The organism is Spirosoma radiotolerans (genome assembly GCF_000974425.1).
GTDB lineage: Bacteria > Bacteroidota > Bacteroidia > Cytophagales > Spirosomataceae > Spirosoma > Spirosoma radiotolerans.
Genome location: NZ_CP010429.1, coordinates 6,308,219 through 6,326,336 on the forward strand (window position 1 = coordinate 6,308,219; position 18,118 = coordinate 6,326,336).

21 protein-coding genes are annotated in these 18,118 nt (G+C 46.3%); 5 read left to right on the top strand and 16 right to left on the bottom strand.

Annotated elements, in window-relative coordinates; genetic code table 11:
* Window positions 1-18 precede the first annotated feature (18 nt).
* Together SD10_RS25650 and SD10_RS25655 are read left to right on the top strand one after the other, a co-directional pair.
* Window positions 19-1,446 carry a DEAD/DEAH box helicase gene (locus SD10_RS25650; RefSeq protein WP_046577951.1) on the top strand — a complete coding sequence of 476 codons (1,428 nt, stop codon included), beginning with the start codon at window positions 19-21 and terminating at the stop codon, window positions 1,444-1,446.
* A 73-nt stretch (window positions 1,447-1,519) separates the two neighbouring features.
* Window positions 1,520-2,329 carry a tetratricopeptide repeat protein gene (locus SD10_RS25655; protein WP_046577953.1) on the top strand — a complete coding sequence of 270 codons (810 nt, stop codon included), beginning with the start codon at window positions 1,520-1,522 and terminating at the stop codon, window positions 2,327-2,329.
* Window positions 2,330-2,419: 90 nt separating this feature from the next.
* Here the strand turns inward: SD10_RS25655 and SD10_RS25660 are convergent, their stop codons facing one another.
* Entirely contained in the window at window positions 2,420-3,433 is a 1,014-nt protein-coding gene (locus SD10_RS25660) for a toxin-antitoxin system YwqK family antitoxin (protein ID WP_227699070.1), read from the bottom strand.
* A gap of 118 nt (window positions 3,434-3,551) precedes the next feature.
* On the opposite strand from SD10_RS25660, the gene fcl reads away from it, so the two are divergent.
* Window positions 3,552-4,493, top strand: coding sequence for a GDP-L-fucose synthase (gene fcl / locus SD10_RS25665; protein ID WP_046577955.1), 942 nt, complete (start codon window positions 3,552-3,554; stop codon window positions 4,491-4,493).
* Between the two features lie 35 nt (window positions 4,494-4,528).
* Here fcl and SD10_RS25670 read toward each other — a convergent pair whose 3' ends face one another.
* Complete coding sequence (locus SD10_RS25670; RefSeq protein ID WP_046577957.1) at window positions 4,529-5,161, bottom strand: acetyltransferase; 633 nt, start codon at window positions 5,159-5,161, stop codon at window positions 4,529-4,531.
* 113 nt (window positions 5,162-5,274) lie between these two features.
* Between SD10_RS25670 and SD10_RS25675 the strand changes: the two genes are divergently transcribed.
* Entirely contained in the window at window positions 5,275-6,102 is an 828-nt protein-coding gene (locus SD10_RS25675; protein WP_046577959.1) for a UDP-2,3-diacylglucosamine diphosphatase, read from the top strand.
* A gap of 12 nt (window positions 6,103-6,114) precedes the next feature.
* Window positions 6,115-7,281, top strand: a complete 1,167-nt coding sequence (locus tag SD10_RS25680) for a glycosyltransferase family protein (protein WP_046577960.1) — start codon at window positions 6,115-6,117, stop codon at window positions 7,279-7,281.
* Here SD10_RS25680 and SD10_RS25685 read toward each other — a convergent pair.
* The 14 genes from SD10_RS25685 to SD10_RS25745 form a co-directional block, all read right to left on the bottom strand.
* Window positions 7,276-8,100 carry a Rossmann-fold NAD(P)-binding domain-containing protein gene (locus SD10_RS25685; RefSeq protein ID WP_046577962.1) on the bottom strand — a complete coding sequence of 275 codons (825 nt, stop codon included), beginning with the start codon at window positions 8,098-8,100 and terminating at the stop codon, window positions 7,276-7,278. The genes SD10_RS25680 and SD10_RS25685 overlap by 6 nt on opposite strands.
* 3 nt (window positions 8,101-8,103) lie before the next feature.
* Window positions 8,104-9,123, bottom strand: coding sequence for an outer membrane beta-barrel protein (locus SD10_RS25690; RefSeq protein WP_046577964.1), 1,020 nt, complete (start codon window positions 9,121-9,123; stop codon window positions 8,104-8,106).
* Complete coding sequence (locus SD10_RS25695; RefSeq protein WP_046577967.1) at window positions 9,120-10,043, bottom strand: hypothetical protein; 924 nt, start codon at window positions 10,041-10,043, stop codon at window positions 9,120-9,122. Before SD10_RS25695 ends, SD10_RS25690 begins: the two co-directional genes overlap by 4 nt.
* Window positions 10,012-10,611, bottom strand: a complete 600-nt coding sequence (locus SD10_RS25700) for an RNA polymerase sigma factor (protein ID WP_046577969.1) — start codon at window positions 10,609-10,611, stop codon at window positions 10,012-10,014. The genes SD10_RS25695 and SD10_RS25700 overlap by 32 nt, the downstream gene beginning before the upstream one ends.
* A gap of 112 nt (window positions 10,612-10,723) precedes the next feature.
* A complete protein-coding gene (locus SD10_RS25705; RefSeq protein WP_046577970.1) occupies window positions 10,724-11,101 on the bottom strand; it encodes a DUF983 domain-containing protein in 378 nt (125 codons plus the stop codon).
* Window positions 11,052-11,327, bottom strand: a complete 276-nt coding sequence (locus SD10_RS29250) for a hypothetical protein (protein ID WP_082111692.1) — start codon at window positions 11,325-11,327, stop codon at window positions 11,052-11,054. The genes SD10_RS25705 and SD10_RS29250 overlap by 50 nt, the downstream gene beginning before the upstream one ends.
* 13 nt (window positions 11,328-11,340) lie before the next feature.
* Window positions 11,341-11,883, bottom strand: coding sequence for a DUF420 domain-containing protein (locus SD10_RS25710; RefSeq protein ID WP_046577972.1), 543 nt, complete (start codon window positions 11,881-11,883; stop codon window positions 11,341-11,343).
* Between the two features lie 10 nt (window positions 11,884-11,893).
* Window positions 11,894-12,604 carry an SCO family protein gene (locus SD10_RS25715; RefSeq protein ID WP_046577974.1) on the bottom strand — a complete coding sequence of 237 codons (711 nt, stop codon included), beginning with the start codon at window positions 12,602-12,604 and terminating at the stop codon, window positions 11,894-11,896.
* Window positions 12,605-12,607: 3 nt separating this feature from the next.
* Window positions 12,608-12,931 carry a cytochrome C oxidase subunit IV family protein gene (locus SD10_RS25720; protein ID WP_046577976.1) on the bottom strand — a complete coding sequence of 108 codons (324 nt, stop codon included), beginning with the start codon at window positions 12,929-12,931 and terminating at the stop codon, window positions 12,608-12,610.
* 12 nt (window positions 12,932-12,943) lie between these two features.
* On the bottom strand, window positions 12,944-13,741 hold the full coding sequence (locus tag SD10_RS25725; protein ID WP_046577978.1) for a cytochrome c oxidase subunit 3: 798 nt from the start codon (window positions 13,739-13,741) through the stop codon (window positions 12,944-12,946).
* Between the two features lie 16 nt (window positions 13,742-13,757).
* Window positions 13,758-14,348 (bottom strand): cytochrome c oxidase subunit 3, encoded by a 591-nt coding sequence (locus SD10_RS25730; protein ID WP_046577980.1) that lies wholly within the window; start codon window positions 14,346-14,348, stop codon window positions 13,758-13,760.
* Window positions 14,349-14,357: 9 nt separating this feature from the next.
* Complete coding sequence (cyoE, locus tag SD10_RS25735; protein WP_046577982.1) at window positions 14,358-15,236, bottom strand: heme o synthase; 879 nt, start codon at window positions 15,234-15,236, stop codon at window positions 14,358-14,360.
* 1 nt (window position 15,237) lies between these two features.
* Entirely contained in the window at window positions 15,238-16,251 is a 1,014-nt protein-coding gene (locus SD10_RS25740; protein WP_046577984.1) for a COX15/CtaA family protein, read from the bottom strand.
* Window positions 16,226-18,109 carry a cytochrome c oxidase subunit I gene (locus SD10_RS25745; RefSeq protein ID WP_046577985.1) on the bottom strand — a complete coding sequence of 628 codons (1,884 nt, stop codon included), beginning with the start codon at window positions 18,107-18,109 and terminating at the stop codon, window positions 16,226-16,228. Before SD10_RS25745 ends, SD10_RS25740 begins: the two co-directional genes overlap by 26 nt.
* Window positions 18,110-18,118: the final 9 nt, after the last annotated feature.

Below are 18,118 nucleotides of genomic sequence, written 5' to 3' on the forward strand. Positions count from 1 at the left end.
AATTTAGGCCAGACATTTATGGAAATTACTTCGTTCGAACAGTTCGAGTTGAACCGGCAGTTGCTTAATGCCGTAGCGGAACTTGGGTACTCAGAACCGACCCCTATTCAGCAGCAAACCATTCCGCTGAGCCTGGGAAACCACGACGTGCTGGGCATTGCCCAAACCGGGACGGGCAAAACAGCAGCTTATCTGCTCCCAATTCTGATGAAAGTGAAATACGCACAGGGCCAAAATCCGCGTGCGTTAATCCTGGCACCTACCCGAGAGCTGGTCATGCAGATTAATCAGGCGGTGAGCGAATTAGGTAAGTTCACCGACCTACGTCATGTGGCTCTATATGGCGGGCTCGGACCGAAAACCCAGATTGAAGCGCTTCGCAAAGGAATTGATATCATTGTGGCGACCCCCGGCCGGTTCATGGATTTATACCGCACCGGTGAGATTGTGACGAAAGAAATTCGCACGATGGTCCTTGATGAAGCCGATAAAATGATGGATATGGGTTTTATGCCTCAGATTCGGTCAATTCTGGAAATTATCCCGCGCAAACGCCAGAATCTGTTGTTCTCGGCTACGTTTGGTGGGCGCGTGGAGCGGTTGTCGGCCGAATTTCTGGAAGCACCCATCAAAATAGAAGTGTCTCCGCAAGCATCCACTGCCGACATGGTGAATCAGGTGATTTATGAAGCACCGAACTTCCGCACCAAGATCAACATGCTGGATTACCTGATTACGAAAGAAGCCTTTCAGCGGGTGATCATCTTTGCCCGGACAAAAGGTACTGCCGAGAACATTTATAAATTCCTGGCACGCAAAGTGTTAGATACCGATAAGGTTCGGGTTATTCACGCAAACAAAGGGCAAAATACGCGGATTAATGCTATGGAGGCCTTTAAAGAAGGCAATATTCAGGTGTTGGTCGCAACGGATGTAGCGGCTCGCGGAATTGATGTAGCCGAAGTAAGTCACGTCATTAATTTCGACCTGCCCTTGATTTATGAGGATTATGTTCACCGAATCGGTCGGACGGGTCGCGCTAATCGCTCGGGCGAAGCTATCACGTTTCTGACTAAAGCCGAGGAATATCATGTTCAAAAGATTGAACGAATCATTCGCATGACGATTCCCCGCCAACCGCTGCCACCCGAAGTGGAGGTAACGGAAACGCCCTTTGAGGAAGAACAGGCGATGCTGCGGGAGATTGACGAACAACGCCGGAAAGAAGATCCTACTTTTTTAGGGGCTTTTCACGATAAAAAAACGACGAATACGCCCGCTGACAAAGCTCGTCTGAAAGCAAAGGCGAAACGGATGGGGACCCCAAAAGCTGCGGCATCGAGTGTAGGTGCCCGTTCTGGCGGCTTTAAGAACAAATCTGGTAATAAAGTAGGTGGTAAGTCAGGTGGCGCCAAGAAGTCGGGACCACGCGGAGGACGTCGGTAATCCATTTGAAATGTACTAACTTGGATTCCCATTTCGTTCTATCGAGACAAAACTCCCTGGTATAGTATTTTCTATGAACGTTCGGATGAATCTGATACAGTGGGCTTTAATTGCGCTACCGTTTTTAACGGAAGCTCAGCCAAAGCAACTTGTTATATCGGCACGTTCGGGCGATTCGGTTCGACAAACCCAGGCCACTCAGCGACCCGTTGAACCGATGACGCAACAGCCCGCCGAATCCGTTTCAACGGATGCAGCCGAATCAGCGAATGGATCATTAAATACGCTGCCTCTCTTTGGCGAACGACCCAAAACGGCGGATCAGATTGATGCCGAAATCCATTTCCTGAACGACTGCGATCGCAATTTTGCCAGCCGCTCCGAGGCCAGTGATTTTTTTGCAGCTCGTGGCTGGGATTATGTTGCCGACGGGCAATTGGATACAGCGGCCTACCGATTCAATTTATCCTGGCTGCTCAATGACCGAAATGCCGATGCTTTTTGGGGATTAGGTGTCGTCTACTACCAAAAAAACCAATTGCCAACGGCCATCCGAATGCTGAAAAAAGGCATAGCTATGGCGGATAGTAATGTGGCGCTGATAACCGATCTGGCTACTGTAGAAATAAAGCAGTACCAGATCAAGCCCGAGTCCGAACTGCTTATTGAAGCAGAAAACTATCTTCAACGGGCGCTCACCCTTAGTCCGAACAACGCTTCGTCGTACCAGAAGCTGTCCATCGTGTATTACCTGAAGGCTGATTATATGAAGGCCTGGGACTATTTCCACCAAACCCGTAACCTGGATATGTCCATACTCGACCTGGGTTACCTGAACGAGCTACTGGCCAAACAGCCTGACCCTAAGAAGGTCTTTAAGTAAAGAAGCCGTCGCAACACACTTGCGACGGCTTCTTTACTTTTTCATTCCGGCTATCGTCGGAATGAAAAAATGCCAGAAATCAGACAGTACTTAATTCTCCGTTTCTTCGTCCTGAACGACTTTCTCCTTGGCTCGCTCAAAGGTCACTTTGCCCTTCTCGTCCCACTCAGTGATGGTGTAGGGCTCAAATTCGGTGTCCCATTGATTACTGGCATATTGGGTAAGTTTCCGTCGCATACGCCGACCATTGGGATTGACAGGATAGTATTCTGTCCATCGACCCACTTTTACACCGTTGTCGTATTTTCCTTCTTCGGCTATTAATCCATTTTCATAAAAGGCCATGTATGTTCCTTTTACTTTGCCATATTCTACCGGAATAATTTCCTTGATCTTATGGTGGGTTGAATCATAAAATACCAGGCGAGACTCAGCGGGCACGCCCCTATGCCAGCGCACTTTATCCGTAAGCATAAACTTACTGTCGTACTTCTCCCAACGACCATCTTTCATGCCCGCATAATAGTAGCCTTCTTCAACAAGATCGCCGTTCTGATAGCGCTTATAAGGACCATGCAGCAATAAACCCGTTCCTTCATCGCGTACGATGGAGCTGGTTACCCGTGCCGATCTCTGATAATACCGGTAGATGTCCCGGATATATGGATGCGGTTTTGCGGCATTATTGTCGCGCAGGACATAAAACTCTTCCACAACGGTTCGGTCACCACTGCCAAACTTGGTATAGGCTTTGATCATCGACAAACCTTCGTACTCCGTTTTGGATAGTTTGCTCTTACTTTTCCGGTCAGCTTTCAGTTTTTTAAGCTGTTTTACTTTCAAGCCTAAATCGGGCATAATGCCAGCCAGATAGGCATCTTTCTGGTCTTTCAGCGATGACATTGTTGGTAAACCCAGCGTGGTGAGTGATGAGGGAACCGATGAAAAACCCGATAAAGGTGACGGAGCCGCTCCTGACGGGGCTAACGCCGGCTTCGATGCCGTCGTGAGTGAAGCCGGGGCCGTTTGGGCCTGAGCGGTGAGCGTCAGGAGACCACTCGATAATAAGATTGGAATCAGTCGTTTCAAGTTAGGTGCAAACATGGCATAGACAAACGATTGGTGCCTTAAGTTTGTTAGTTTTGCAACGCTGTAAAAAGCTTTATTATTTTATCCACTACACAGACTACCTTCCAGACAGTCAATTTAATACGCTAAACTTGTGGAAAAACACGCTCGCATTTACGTTGCCGGACATCGGGGTATGGTTGGTTCGGCCCTCGTCCGAAAACTCCAGACCGAAGGCTTTTCTAATATTATCACCCGCACCTCGTCGGAACTTGATCTACGCAATCAGGCTGCCGTTGCTGATTTTTTTGAACAGGAACGACCCGACTATGTATTTCTGGCTGCGGCCAAGGTTGGTGGCATTTTAGCTAACAACATCTATCGTGCCGAATTCCTGTATGATAACCTGCTGATCGAGGCAAATATCATTCACAGTGCTTATCAGACAGCCGTAAAGAAACTATTGTTCTTGGGCTCGTCCTGTATCTACCCGAAATTAGCTCCTCAGCCGCTCAAAGAAGAGTATCTGCTGAGCGGTTTCCTCGAAGAAACAAACGAGCCCTACGCGATTGCTAAAATCACGGGTATCAAACTCTGCGAAGCGTATCGGAGTCAGTATGGCTGTAATTTCATTTCGGCTATGCCAACGAACCTGTATGGTCCTAATGATAATTATGACCTACAGGGCTCACACGTACTCCCGGCCCTGATTCGCAAGTTTCATGAGGCCAAAATCAATGGGCAGCCTACGGTTGAAGTCTGGGGAACAGGCTCGCCTAAGCGCGAATTTCTTCATGCCGACGACCTGGCTGCGGCCTGTTTCTTCCTGATGGAGAATTACGACGATGCGCTGTTTGTCAATATCGGCACGGGCGAAGACGTTACGATTCGCGAAGTAGCCGAATTGATTAAAGAGACGGTTGGCTTTACGGGCGAACTACGCTGGAATACAGATAAACCCGATGGCACTCCCCGCAAACTGATGGATGTTTCAAGGCTGCATAATATGGGCTGGAAACATACCACTGAACTGAAAGAAGGCCTTCAGCGTACCTATCAGGATTTCCTGGCGAACGAGGTGGTCTATATTGAATAATTGATGTAATGTAGAGACGCAAGTATGCGTCTCTACTACAGTTTTTTTGCGGGGTTGCCAAATACGGTTGTGCCAGCGTCTACATTCTCGATCACAACCGAGCCCGCTCCTATGCGGGCGTTTTTTCCGATAGTGATACCCGCAACAATCGTTGCGCCGGTACCAATGAAGGCGCCCTCCTCAATGATTGCGTTACTATTGATGATACATCCCGTTCCAATGTGAACGAAATCACCCACTTTGGCCTTGGCATCAATAATTACCCCAGCCTGAATAATACAATGCTGTCCCAACTCGGCAAATGGGTTCACTACCACACGGGCCGCAATCAGGTTGCCGTGCCCAATAACGGCCAGGGCTGATACCGTTGCGGTATCGTGAATTGCGTTCACCGGCTGCACCTTGCGCCGTTCATTAAGCATCTTAACGAGCCGCTTGCGCACGCGACTGTCGGCTATAGCCACGAAGGCCTCACACTTTTGACCGATCAGCTTCAGGTAGCCATCGTCATCTGTCTCTCCCAGCACCGACACATCGCTGAACTCCTTCCCGTGCAAGTCTTTATTATCATCCAGCAGACCATATACAACGACATTGTTGCGCTGAAAAAGGTCCAGAGCTGTTAGCCCAAGGCTGCCTGCCCCTAAAATAAGCACCGGATTCTCCATCTATCTCGAATTTGTTAAGTCAATATTAATTACTTGTCTTATACCTGTTTAATCTTGGCAATTTGGTAACAATGCGTTAAATCCTATTTAACGTCTGGCGGTTAGTTTCGTTCATGAAATTAAGTACCCAGTTTCGCACGATTGTTTTGTCAGATATTCATCTGGGCACAACCGGGTCCAAGGCTAAAGAAGCCACTGAGTTTCTACGAAACTATTCGTGCCAGAAACTTATCCTCAACGGCGACATCATTGACGGGTGGCAGTTGAAGCAATATGGAACCTGGAAAAAGAAACATACCGCTTTTTTTAAAACGGTTTTAAAACAAATCGTTCATTACGATACCAAAGTTATCTATCTGCGGGGTAATCACGACGATTTCCTGGATCAGATCATGCCCCTCAAAGTGGGCAAAAATTTTTCGATACAGAAAGATTATATCCTGACTTCGGGATCAAAGAAGTTTTACGTCACTCATGGCGATGTATTCGATTCCATTACCTCGCACATGAAGTGGCTGGCCTATCTAGGCGATCTAGGCTACACGTTTCTGCTGTGGGTCAATAAGTTTTATAACCAGTACCGCACCTGGCGCGGATTGCCGTATTACTCGCTTTCTCAACTGGTAAAGTCCCGTATTAAGCAGGCCGTTAGCTACATCTCCGACTACGAGCAGAAATTAACCGAGCTGGCCCGTGCCCGTAACTGCAACGGTGTTATTTGTGGCCATATTCATCAGGCTGCCATCCACGAATACGAAGGCATCATCTACATGAATTCCGGCGATTGGGTCGAATCACTCAGTGCGCTGGTTGAAGACCATGACGGCGACTGGAGTTTGCTATACTACACATCTGACTCCGACGATGAAGAAGAAAAAAAGCCCGTTAATAACTCGTCCAATCAAGCCGTGAGTGCTGGTTCACCGATTCAAACAACCTAATTCCTTCCTATCATGCGTGTTTTATTCTTAATACAGGGAGAAGGCCGAGGTCATTTAACACAGGCGTTATCGCTGGCGCAGATTCTTCAGATGGCGGGCCACGATGTAATTGGTGCCATTGTAGGCATAACGGCTCAGCGAACGGTGCCAACCTTTTTTAGTGAACAGTTCAGCGCACCAATTTCACCCGTCTTTAGTCCAGGCTTGGTTTATAATGCCGGCACAAATGCGCTGGAACCGTTCAAGACGACCGTACAGGCCATTCAGAGCATGCGTCCATTCTGGCGCAGTTTAAAGCAGGTACGAGACCATATCGACACACAACGACCTGATGTAGTCGTTAATTTCTACGAAATGCTGGGCGGCATGACGTACGCCCTTCTGCGGCCGTCGGTCCCAATGATTTGCATCGCTCACCAGTACATGGCTTTTCATCCCGATTTCCAGCGTCCTAAAGGGCAATGGTTCTATCGGCAGGCCTTTAAGTTCAATACGCTGCTAACGTGTTTTGGCGCACAGGAATTACTTGCTTTATCGTTCGATAAGCAGGCCAACGAGCCCCAAAAACGGCTTCGTGTGGTGCCTCCTTTACTGCGTCGGGAAGTAACCGAACTAAAGCCTAAAACGGCTGGCACGGATGCTTCCAAAGAGTTTTTGTTGGCTTATGTCACACAGCCCGGCTTGAAGGTCGAATTGGAGAAAGCGCACCAGCAACGACCCGATGTTCGGATGGATGCGTTCCATTCGGATGCAAGCGGCCCCGATCAGTTGATCGATGATACACTGACTTACCACGCCATAGATGGAAAACGGTTTCTGGAGTTTATGGCCCGCTGCAAGGCAATTGTGACCACGGCTGGCTTTGAATCGGTTTGCGAAGCACTGTATCTGGGGAAACCGGCACTGATGATTCCGCAACCAAATCACTATGAACAAGCCTGCAACGCTATCGACAGCCAGCGGGCTGGTGTTGGCATCGCATCAGACCGGTTTGATCTGAATCAGCTTCTAGACTATATTCCTCGATATGACCCACAGGTAAGCGAGCGGTTCCGGGCCTGGCATGCACAGGGCTATTTCTTATTTCTGGCAGCGCTGAACCGGGCCGTTACGCCAACCAGCAAGCCGTCGTCGGGTGGTTTTCTATCAACACGCGTTCGGCATTTGCTTCGGTCATAGCCGATATAAAAACTGTAATGGATCAGGATACCGAAATTGGTAGTTCGTTGCCTGCATTAGTTTTTCCCCTGAAATAATTTTGTAGGGAGCCGGTTGGTCAGGTATCACAATGGCAGGTAGCTGATACCCAAAATCAGCGCAGCTTTTTCGGTAAATGGCTTCGCGAGTGGGGTGTTCCGGCGCAACGGCGTTGTAGGTTCCTGCCAGCTTTAAGCTTATTACAGCGGATATAAGCCCCTCCGCATCATCCTGATGGAGATAATTGACAGGTACGGCGCCACTGTCAACGGTTCGCCCGGCTACGTACTTTCCCGGAATACGGTCGTATCCCATCAAACCAGCACAGCGCAACACAGTTGTCAGGCAGTTTGGCGTAAGTTGCTGAATATTTTGCTCGGCTTGTACCAGACCTGGGGCGGCTGATTGACCCGGCGTTTTTACATCCGCTTCCACCATAACCCGGCTCAGTTCAGGATACACCGATGTCGAGCTCACGTAAATTACATGCGCGACTGACGATTGGCGTAGGGCATTCGTCAAGTATTGAATCTGTTCCGGATGAAAACGATCACCCAGTTTACCGGTTTTCGGCGGAATATCGATGATCACGGTATCCGCTTGCAATAGAGCCGCAAGATCGCCGACTGGTTCTGGACTTAAATTCAGTTGGTAAGCATCAATTCCCTTCTGACGCAACATGGGCAACTTTTCAGCCGATGTTGTACTGCCCTTCACGGTATAGCCAGTGGCGAAGAGTTTTTCGGCCAGAGGTATACCCAACCAGCCACATCCTAGAATAGAAACAGTTTTTTTTGTCATACATTAGAATCCAATACCAAAGGTAAGGGTTCTGACGTCGGGACCTTTACCCGTTTGAAATAATGGATTGAGATCGTATTTGGCAAAAAAATCGAAACTACGCACGCCCAAATGGGCGACTAGGCCATACCGAAAGCTATTCAGGTAATAGTCGGAATGCCGCCGGTCTTTATTACCATCCGCTTCCTTGATCTTCCGGTAACTGTCGAGTCGATAGTTTACATAGCCACCAAAACCAATGTGGCAGACTTTCCGGCCATCGCTATTGTAAAACGTCACCCTGGGTACGACCGGAATACCCAGCGTACAAACAGTTAGTTTACTTTTTTGCAACTCTCTACCTGCATCAGTAAAGGAAACGCCCGTTGGCCCTTTTTCGGCAATTTTGTTGTCTTCAAACATAAAGTTGTTCCAGGCTACTTCAACCCCGTAATATAGCTTTAAGGATGCGTACTTGCCTCGGACGAGCGTAGGCATAGCGCCCGCTGAAAAGGCGAAGTAGCGCGACCCCAGCGGCTTCAACGCGTAACTATCTTCAGGATAGGCCGGATTTGCGCTTTGCTGAATCAGGGTATTTAGACCGATACTAATGGTATAATCAAAATTGCTCCCGTCGTTCCGCTTTCTTCGTCTGGCCCGATCGTAGTCATGGTCAGTATTATCTTTTCTTCGGGATGATTTTCTTGTTGTGTCTCCATCGCTATTAACGACGATCGTTACACCCTCTTTCTGCTTTGTAATAACCAGTACCGTGTCTTTCAAAAACCGTCCGCCATCCTGTGAGATAGCCGTTTGTCCTCCCGGCACTGAATCCAGTTTCATGCCCATTTCCCGCACTATCTTATTCAGATCATAGTTTGACAGAGCCTGGATTCCCGCTTTATCGGGTGCATAAATGACCAGGCGTGTACGGTTGGCGAATCGAATCACCAGCGAATCTGTTGGATTTATTGATTTGGCCTGAGCCTGTATCGCTATAAATAAGCCAGTTAGTACAGCGAATGTACGTAGCAGTCGGTTCATTGTTTTGTTGTTTTTTCTTTCTCTAAACTGTGTTTCAGACCAGTATATGCCCGGCCCAGCAGCCCACTTTCATCGCCATTATTGTTGTCCTGACGAGCAAAAACGTCTCCCTGCTTAATGCGTTTTACTTGCTGCCATAAGCCGCTGGCTTTTGTTTCTTTGGCAGACTTCTCATTCTGCGCTACGGCCGCCTTTTCTTCAACAGAAGCCTTAGCCACCTGACGAGCAGCCACTAAAGCTTCCGGTTCAGCAATAGTGACTACTAAAACCCGCTCAGCTACTGGACCAGGTTTAGCTATCGGTTTAGCCTCGGCCACCTGTTCGGTTGGGGCCTGCGCGACTGTAGCATCGAAAACTGGTGATATTACGTCAACTTTTGTCTTTTTCTTAACGGGCTTTTCTTGTGCCAGCACAGGCGCTGCCGGTAATGATTGGCTCAACTGAACTGGATTTTGACGCCCAGCTACACGGCTGGTTTTATCCTTTTTAACACTACTAGTTTTGTCCGAGTTGTCTACCACAGCCAGTTGGTTCGGGTTATCCTCCGGCATTAAGACTTCCTCTTTGTCAACAGTGGGAGACCGGTTATCCTGCTGCCGATTCACCCGTTTCTTAACCGACTTTTCCCGTACTGACTCTACTGGTTGATTCGTTGCCAGTTGATTTTTCCCTTGCTCTGTTGGGGCAGTTGATGGCCAGTAGAGCCACCCGAACAAACAAACCAGCAGCAGACAGGCCGCAGCAGCCATATACCGATGCACCGCAGGATTGCGCCAGAATACCATACGGGGTTCTAGTTTATTCTGATCCATACGGGCCTGCAACCGGGCAAAGCCATCCGAACGAGGTCTTAACGTAGTATTGCCAAGCTTTCGGGCAAATAGCTCGTCAATTGGCGGCTTTTCTGTATGTTTTTTCATAGGATACGTTCCTAAAGTCTTGTTCCATCTTTTTTAGATTCGTCTGCAGCAGCATCCGGGCCCGGCTCAATTGCGATTTCGAGGTGCCCTCTGATATGCCCAGCATTTCGGCTATTTCGGCATGTGAATATCCTTCGATCGCATATAGATTAAATACAGTTCGATAACCATCAGGCAATTGATTAACCAGACGCATTAAATCACTCTCATTCACAGCGGTATCAGCCCACTCATAATCTGGTTCAACAGTAACCTCATCCATAGGTATTTCTAGCCGCCACTGTTTGGCTTTCCGCAGAAACATCAACGATTCCGTCACCATGATACGTCGGATCCAGCCTTCGAAACTACCTTCCTCCCGAAACTGCTCAATCTTTTCGAAGGCACGCATGAAACCATCGAGCATCACTTCCTCGGCATCATCTCTATTGGCGCAATACCGTGTGCATACGGCCAGCATTTTGCCCGCAAACCGCTCATACACGACCTTATGCGCGCGGCTTTCGCCCCGCTTCAGCGCAACGATCAGTTGTGCCTCTGTCGTAAAAAACGGTATAAGTCGAAGCATATTTGTTTAGGTTCGTCTATCGGATGCAATATAAAAGGTGCTGGTTGCACGGGCGTAAAAATATTTTTTACACCCATGCAACCAGCACCTTTTTGTATGAAAAAAAGGGCCTTTACAGCCCTTTTACATACTTTATACCGGCTACATAATGCAGCCACAAGACACGTGATATTCGAAAATTGATAGGTGCTATGATAATCATAACGGGCGCCACAATACCAGCATATACCCAACCATCAGGATCATGGCCCAAGTAAAAGATCAAAAACCCGAGCACTAACGCAACTCCGCCTGATATAGCATAGCTAACATACATCGCCCCAATGAAGTAGCCTGGCTCGACTTCATAGCGTAATCCACAATGTGGACAATGCTCATACATTTCGTCAAACCCACGGGGCGAGTAAAAGGGCCTTTTAAAAATTTTGCCCTGCCGACACCTAGGACATAGCCCTCTTAACGCGGCCTGCAATTTCGAGACGTCTTCCATACTCACGTTTGCTATTTCGATACCACAAATAAGCGATAGAGGCTACAATGAGATACGGAATCATTAACAGATAAACAATTCCAATGTTTAGGTCAGACGCGACTACGCTACGACCGTTACTTATTGTGCTTTCAACTGTACCCCGACACATGGCACACTGGGCCATCAGGTCCGGCGCAACGCTCATCAGGGTAATAATGACTAGCCACACTTTCCAGCTTCTCATAATTTTTCCGGCGTTAATGGGTATAATACGGCCTAATCAGCAGATACACGATTACGCCCGTGACACTTACATATAACCAAATAGGAAACGCATACTTAACCGTTTTCTTATGCCGGCTGATCTGTCCACTCAAGGCAAAATAAACGGCTCTCAACACAAACCACACTACCACCACCGAGAGGACGATATGCGATACCAGCAGGAAATAATAAACCGGCCGAATCCAACCTTGACCACCAAATGGTGTTGACTCGTTTGTTAAATGGTAGAGCACGTAGCTAACCAAGAACAACGCACCGAAACTAAACGCGGCTAACATTGTACGCTTGTGGGCTACAATGTTCTTTTGACGGATAAAATAGAACCCTACTATTAGCAGGACGGATGTAATGGAATTAATAATTCCATTCAGATGCGGCAGGTAAGTCGTCCAGGGTCCTAAATCTACTTTTTGCCGAATACCCAGCAGTATGGCAACAGCAATTGGAATAGCTAAGGAGAGAACGGTAATAACCTGATTTGCTTTCTGCTCTTTAACGGGTTGTAGTGCTTCCATAAGCAGTAGATTATTCTTTGCTATAAATGTCCAGCAGTACTCGAATTTCGAGTACCAGCCGATCCACATCTTCTTTGTCAGTTCCGTCGTAGAACCCCCTGACAATCCCTTCTTTATCTACTAATACCAACTTTTCGCTGTGGATAAAAGTTTCGTCCGGTTTGCCCTCTTTCACCCCGGCGTCAACCGCTGGCAAATAATACCCATGCATGGCCAAATCATAAATATCAGACTTGGTTCCTGTTAGAAAATACCATTTGCCCGGAATAGCATCATACTTTTTCGCATAGGCTTTTAGCTGCTCCGGACGATCGTGTTCAGGGTCAACCGAATGGGATAAAAAAACAATTGATGGATTGCTTCGAAAAATATCCTGAACGCGGGTGAGCTGCGACGAAATCCGAGGGCAAACAGTACCACAACGAGTAAAGAAAAAAGAAGCTACGTAGATTTTATTCTTTACAATCGATTCATCCACCGTTTTCCCATCCTGATCAATAAGCTTAAAATGGGGAATTCGATTGAAGATGGTATCGGTCACGACACGGCCATCGGCAAGAGTAACTTTTCCCATTAATGGCTCACCCTTTGTAGAGTCAATTTTGGGTAAGTATCGAGGCAGTACGAAATGATTCTGGGTAGCGAACCGCAGGAAAATATACAGCAAAGCCGGGACCAGCAATGTTACGAGCAGGATCCCGGCTTTTCGATTGACCGTCATGTATTATCGTAATTGAAATATCGAACCGCCTTCGGTTAATAAAGCAACAAGTAGCCAGATGATAAAAACTACAGGTATAACGATAGCCCAGATCAGGCTTTTTACTTCGTGTTTAAGGTGCATAAATTCACCAACGATATAAAAAGCTTTTACTAATGTCATGATGACGAATATGGATGTTCTAAAGCCACCCGCCTTCATGAAATAAGCTAATGTAAATTCAAAGGCTGTGATAACTGAAAGAATAACGAAAGTACGCCAAATGAGCCCTGTATTCGCTGGTGGTATCTCACCAACTTCGTGTGTTCCGTGTGTTTGATCAGACATGGTAGTAGGTAATTAAACCAGGTAAAAGAATGTAAATACGAACACCCAAACAAGATCGACAAAGTGCCAGTAAAGACCTACTTTTTCAACCATCTCGTAATGGCCACGCTTTTCGTAAAGACCAGTAGCAGCCCGGTAGAAAATCAGTATGTTCAGGACAACACCACTAAATACGTGCGTTCCGTGGAAACCCGTTATGAAGAAGAACAGATCAGCGAATGCAGGAGGACCGTATTGATTTTCAACTAGGTTTGCCCCAAAAATTGTACGTTGAAGCGCTTGTCCATTCACTAACTCGGTAATTGTCGTGCCGGTCTCTGTACCGTGAATAAAGTGGCTCCATTCCCACGCCTGACTACCCAAGAAAGTGAATCCCCCCAGGATTGTCCATAACATGTACTTCTCTACATCTTTTCGGTCCATCCGGTGACCAGCTTCTACGGCTAGTACCATCGTTACGCTACTAAAGATAAGAATAAAGGTCATGATACCAACGAAAATCAGGGGCAGATCAACACCATGTAAAAATGGTACGGAGTTATACACCTTCTCTGGTGTTGGCCAGTACAAGTTTGAGAACTTAAACACTTCTCCATAAATAGCTGGATCCCAGGCGGGATAGCTGTAACGGATCAAGCCGTACGTTACCAGCAGAGCTGAAAAGGTGAATGTATCCGAAATCAGGAAGAACCACATCATCAGCTTGCCGTAGCTCACTTTCATCGGTTCAACACCACCCATCCAGGTTTTCTTGTCGAACACTTGTTCCGAGTCGGTTGTCAGGGTATCGTGCGTTACAGTAGCCGCCATGCGTCTAAAAGGATTATCAATGAAAATAGACTAAAAAGAAAAACAAATACAACCACAAAACATCCAAAAAGTGCCAGTAAGTAGCCGCTATTTCAAGCTGATTTAAGCTCTTCCCATGAATTCGGAACTTAAAGGCAGCTACCAGTGCAAATACTAGTACGATCAAACCGGAGATTAGGTGAAATCCGTGTAAACCGGTAAAAATGTACATAAATGAACCCGCCGGATTGCCAACAAAAAAGACGTTTTCTTTGACTAACTCTACCCAGCCCTGGAACTGCATGTACAAAAATGCTATTCCAAGTGCAAAAGTAATAGTTATCGCTATTTTAAGACTGCTAAAGTTGTCTTTTTTTGCAGCTAGATAAGCCCAGTGCATAGTCAAACTACTAATGACCAATACAACGGAGCTATACGAGAATACAGAAGGAATATCATATTCAAGCCAGTTACCTTCTGCCCGGCGGACAAGATAGGCACTTGTCATGGCCGCAAAGAGCATAATAATACTAACGATGAACAACCACATGATAAACTTGCGGGGATTCATTGAGAGCGTTTCCTGTGGCTCTTCTATAATAGAAATATCGTTGACTAACTCACTCATGATTTGTTGTTATACTTTATCTAGTAGGTAAACAATCTGTACGACAGGCAGATACAGTAATGATCCAAACATCATTTGTAAAGCTGCTTTATCCGTACATGTTCTCATTAAGTGAAACGTTTGTGCCAGAAACAAGATTCCGCCCACCATTGCAACTAGGGCTGAATTTATACCTGTCATACCGAGAAGATAAGGTAACCAACCAACCGGGATTAGAAACAGGGTATAAATCATGATGCGAAACGCGGTTTCGGTTGTTTTTCCGTCGCCAGGCATCATCTGAATACCTGCTTTCTTATACTCATCAAAGGCTAACCAGCCGATGGCCCAAAAATGCGGAAATTGCCAGAAGAACTGTATAGCGAACAAGATCCCAGGTGTCCAGCCAAAATGGTTTGTTGCTGCAACCCATCCAATCATCGGTGGAAACGCGCCTGGAAGCGCTCCGACGAATACGGCAATCTGGCCTTTGCGCTTTAACGGTGTATAAACGAAGCCATACAGCAAAAGAGACAATACGGCAAGTGCTGCTGCTCTAACGTTAAAAAACTCAACAAAGAGAAAGCAACCCATTCCGAATAAAATAAAAGCGAAAGCTGCCGCTTCATTTACCGATAAACGACCGGTTGGTAATGGACGCACAGCCGTGCGCTTCATTAGTTTATCCGACTCTTTCTCAATTATTTGGTTGATAATATTTGCTGCCCCCGTGATGCTGATTGATGCAATAGACAAGATCATTATTTTCCACCAGCTAACCTGATCAACGGCAAGGCAATAACCGAATATGCCAGAAAAAACGACAGCTAGTGTAAGCTTGAGTTTTATTAATTCTATATATGCTTTTGCCTTTTCGTTGATAATAGACCAATCCAATACTTTTTCCATATTATGCTTTTATTAGTCGAGTCGCTTGATTCACGCTACCTGTTGCTATAAGCTTGGGTGTCAAAAGCAGACTTATCGAAAATTGTAGACCAATTATTAAAATGGCTAAAACTAAGTGGATAGGTTGAGCAAAAGCAGGTACGCCTAAGTAGGCCATGATAACGCCTGTACCAATCTCTGCTACAATAAAACCTATTAGTATGTTTGTTAACTTAACTAATTGGCCTCTCTTATTAAGCTTACGGAGCTGATAGATAATGCTAATGTGGAAGGCAAATATGGCAAGCGAAAAAGATCTGTGGACATAAAAGCGCCAGTCCAATTGACTAATCCAGCTATCCCGTTCTCCATAACCTATCCGCTTTACTACGCTATCAAGCACATCTCTAACCTGCGCCCCCAATACAATTTGCGCAAGGGTTAATAGCAACGCAATGGCGAGTAATAGACGAAGTGTGCTTGTTTTTTCGCTTTCTACTCTCCATTTACTCGAGCTAGACCGAACCCACACAAACAATAAGGTAAATACAAGCAAAATGGCTAACAATAAATGCAGCGTGATTACATACTGCGCTAATTCCGTAGCCACAACACGAGAACCAAGCCAGCCATTTAAACCAATTAAAAGAAAGGCCATTAAGCTCCCCCAGACGATAATTCTGTCTATATGTAAGTAATAGAGGGAGGCAAGCAATGTAGCAAATACAAGAAAACCTGACAAAACACCCAGCAAACGATTGGCGTATTCTATCCAGGTTTTCACGGGGTTAAATAAAACTTCACCCTTCAATTTTGCTCCATAAATCTCTTGGTAGTTAGCTGGCAGCTGAGAAATTTCAGTTGGAGGAACCCAACGGCCAAAGCATCTTGGCCAATCTGGACAGCCCATTCCAGAGCCTGTTCCTCTAACAATGCCACCTGCCAGAATAAGCAGATAGATGATAACTATTGTCAGGGATACCAGGCTCCGGAACCGCTGTTCTTTTTTATTAATGAGGCTGTTTGAATTGATCATTCAAGTTTTGTGCCTCGATTTCTTTCTCCAAACCAATCAGTTCATTCTCGTGGGGAAGATTTGACTCTGGTGTTTGGGAATAAGGCACGTTTTGAGGAATGAAATCATCCTTTGCACCTGGTTTGCTATAATCATAAGGCCAGCGATAAACTGCAGGAATCTCTCCAGGCCAGTTGCCATGTCCTGGTTGAATTGGTGTAGTCCATTCCAGCGTGTTTGATCTCCATGGATTCAAAGTAGCTTTCCGTCCCTTAATCAGACTGTGAACAAAATTGTAGACAAATATCCACTGAGCTGTAAAGGTGAAGATAGCCGCTAGGCTAATAAATGCATTCATGTCAGCGAAGATGTTCTTCGTGAAATCATAGCTTGTGAATGCATAATACCGCCGAGGGAACCCTGCAATACCAACGTAGTGCATTGGGAAGAACACAAGGTAAATTCCGATAAACGTTAACCAGAAGTGAATGTACCCTAATTTCTCGTTCATCATCCGCCCAAACATTTTGGGGAACCAGTGGTAAACCCCCGCTAACAGCCCAAAAGCCGAAGCAGCACCCATCACCAAGTGGAAGTGAGCCACAACGAAATAAGTATCGTGCAGTTGAATATCCAGCGCTGAGTTACCCAAGATCAAACCTGTAATACCACCCGAGATAAAGAACGATACCAGACCAATGGAGAACAACATCGCAGGAGTAAAACGGATGTTACCACGCCATAAGGTCGTAATGTAGTTAAACGCTTTAACAGCCGATGGGACAGCAATAATCAGCGTCAAGAACATAAAGATAGAGCCCAAGAATGGGTTCATACCAGTTACGAACATATGGTGCGCCCAAACGATAAAGGCAAGAAAGGCAATACCCATCATTGAGGCAATCATGGCACGATAGCCAAAAATAGGCTTACGAGCATTTGTCGCAATGATTTCCGAAGTCATTCCAAGTGCTGGTAATAACACAATATACACCTCAGGGTGACCAAGGAACCAGAACAAGTGCTGGAACAGAATTGGGCTACCTCCTACATTTGGAAGTGCTTCACCCTTAATGTAGATTTCAGATAAGTAAAAACTTGTACCGAAGCTACGGTCGAAAATCAACAGTAAAGCCGCTGAAAGAAGCACGGGGAAAGAAATCAAGCCCAAAATAGCCGTTAGTAGGAACGCCCAAATTGTTAATGGGAGCTTACTGAATGACATACCCCGAGTCCGTAGGTTGATAACAGTAGTGATGTAGTTAATACCACCCAGTAACTGCGACACGATGAAGAGTGCCATACTCGTCAACCAAAGTGTCATACCCAACTCAGAACCTTTGTGCGCTTGTGGTAATGCACTTAAAGGCGGATAAATTACCCAGCCACCCGCAGCAGGCCCTGTTTGAATAAACATCGATGAGAACATGATAACACTGGCAATAAAGAAAAACCAGTAGGATAACATGTTTAAGAAACCCGATGCCATGTCGCGGGCACCAATCTGTAACGGAATCAAGAAGTTTGAGAAGGTGCCGCTCAAACCAGCCGTTAATACAAAGAACACCATGATGGTACCATGCATGGTAACCAGCGCCAGATAAAAATCAGGATCCAATTTGCCCGTTTCATTAATCCAGCTACCTAAAATAGGACGCAGAAATTCAAGCTTCATAGTTGGGAAACCCAACTGAAGCCGGAACATAACGGACAAACTGATTCCAATAATCGACCAAACAATACCCGAAATTAAGTACTGTTTAGCAATGGTTTTATGGTCTTCAGAAAAAATATACGTGCGCCAAAAACTTTGCGGTTCATGATGGTCATGCTCAGCTGCATGTGCCACAACCGCCGAATTAGCTGCTACAGTCGCCATAGTATTTGG

Bases quoted from the DNA above. Each gene is read 5' to 3' on its own strand.
- SD10_RS25650 (WP_046577951.1), top strand. From the start codon at position 19: ATGGAAATTACTTCGTTCGAACAGTTCGAGTTGAACCGGCAGTTGCTT.
- SD10_RS25655 (WP_046577953.1), top strand. From the start codon at position 1,520: ATGAACGTTCGGATGAATCTGATACAGTGGGCTTTAATTGCGCTACCG.
- SD10_RS25660 (WP_227699070.1), bottom strand. From the start codon at position 3,433: ATGTTTGCACCTAACTTGAAACGACTGATTCCAATCTTATTATCGAGT.
- SD10_RS25670 (WP_046577957.1), bottom strand. From the start codon at position 5,161: ATGGAGAATCCGGTGCTTATTTTAGGGGCAGGCAGCCTTGGGCTAACA.
- SD10_RS25675 (WP_046577959.1), top strand. From the start codon at position 5,275: ATGAAATTAAGTACCCAGTTTCGCACGATTGTTTTGTCAGATATTCAT.
- SD10_RS25680 (WP_046577960.1), top strand. From the start codon at position 6,115: ATGCGTGTTTTATTCTTAATACAGGGAGAAGGCCGAGGTCATTTAACA.
- SD10_RS25685 (WP_046577962.1), bottom strand. From the start codon at position 8,100: ATGACAAAAAAAACTGTTTCTATTCTAGGATGTGGCTGGTTGGGTATA.
- SD10_RS25690 (WP_046577964.1), bottom strand. From the start codon at position 9,123: ATGAACCGACTGCTACGTACATTCGCTGTACTAACTGGCTTATTTATA.
- SD10_RS25695 (WP_046577967.1), bottom strand. From the start codon at position 10,043: ATGAAAAAACATACAGAAAAGCCGCCAATTGACGAGCTATTTGCCCGA.
- SD10_RS25700 (WP_046577969.1), bottom strand. From the start codon at position 10,611: ATGCTTCGACTTATACCGTTTTTTACGACAGAGGCACAACTGATCGTT.
- SD10_RS25705 (WP_046577970.1), bottom strand. From the start codon at position 11,101: ATGGAAGACGTCTCGAAATTGCAGGCCGCGTTAAGAGGGCTATGTCCT.
- SD10_RS29250 (WP_082111692.1), bottom strand. From the start codon at position 11,327: ATGAGAAGCTGGAAAGTGTGGCTAGTCATTATTACCCTGATGAGCGTT.
- SD10_RS25710 (WP_046577972.1), bottom strand. From the start codon at position 11,883: ATGGAAGCACTACAACCCGTTAAAGAGCAGAAAGCAAATCAGGTTATT.
- SD10_RS25715 (WP_046577974.1), bottom strand. From the start codon at position 12,604: ATGACGGTCAATCGAAAAGCCGGGATCCTGCTCGTAACATTGCTGGTC.
- SD10_RS25720 (WP_046577976.1), bottom strand. From the start codon at position 12,931: ATGTCTGATCAAACACACGGAACACACGAAGTTGGTGAGATACCACCA.
- SD10_RS25725 (WP_046577978.1), bottom strand. From the start codon at position 13,741: ATGGCGGCTACTGTAACGCACGATACCCTGACAACCGACTCGGAACAA.
- SD10_RS25730 (WP_046577980.1), bottom strand. From the start codon at position 14,348: ATGAGTGAGTTAGTCAACGATATTTCTATTATAGAAGAGCCACAGGAA.
- cyoE (WP_046577982.1), bottom strand. From the start codon at position 15,236: ATGGAAAAAGTATTGGATTGGTCTATTATCAACGAAAAGGCAAAAGCA.
- SD10_RS25740 (WP_046577984.1), bottom strand. From the start codon at position 16,251: ATGATCAATTCAAACAGCCTCATTAATAAAAAAGAACAGCGGTTCCGG.
- SD10_RS25745 (WP_046577985.1), bottom strand. From the start codon at position 18,109: ATGGCGACTGTAGCAGCTAATTCGGCGGTTGTGGCACATGCAGCTGAG.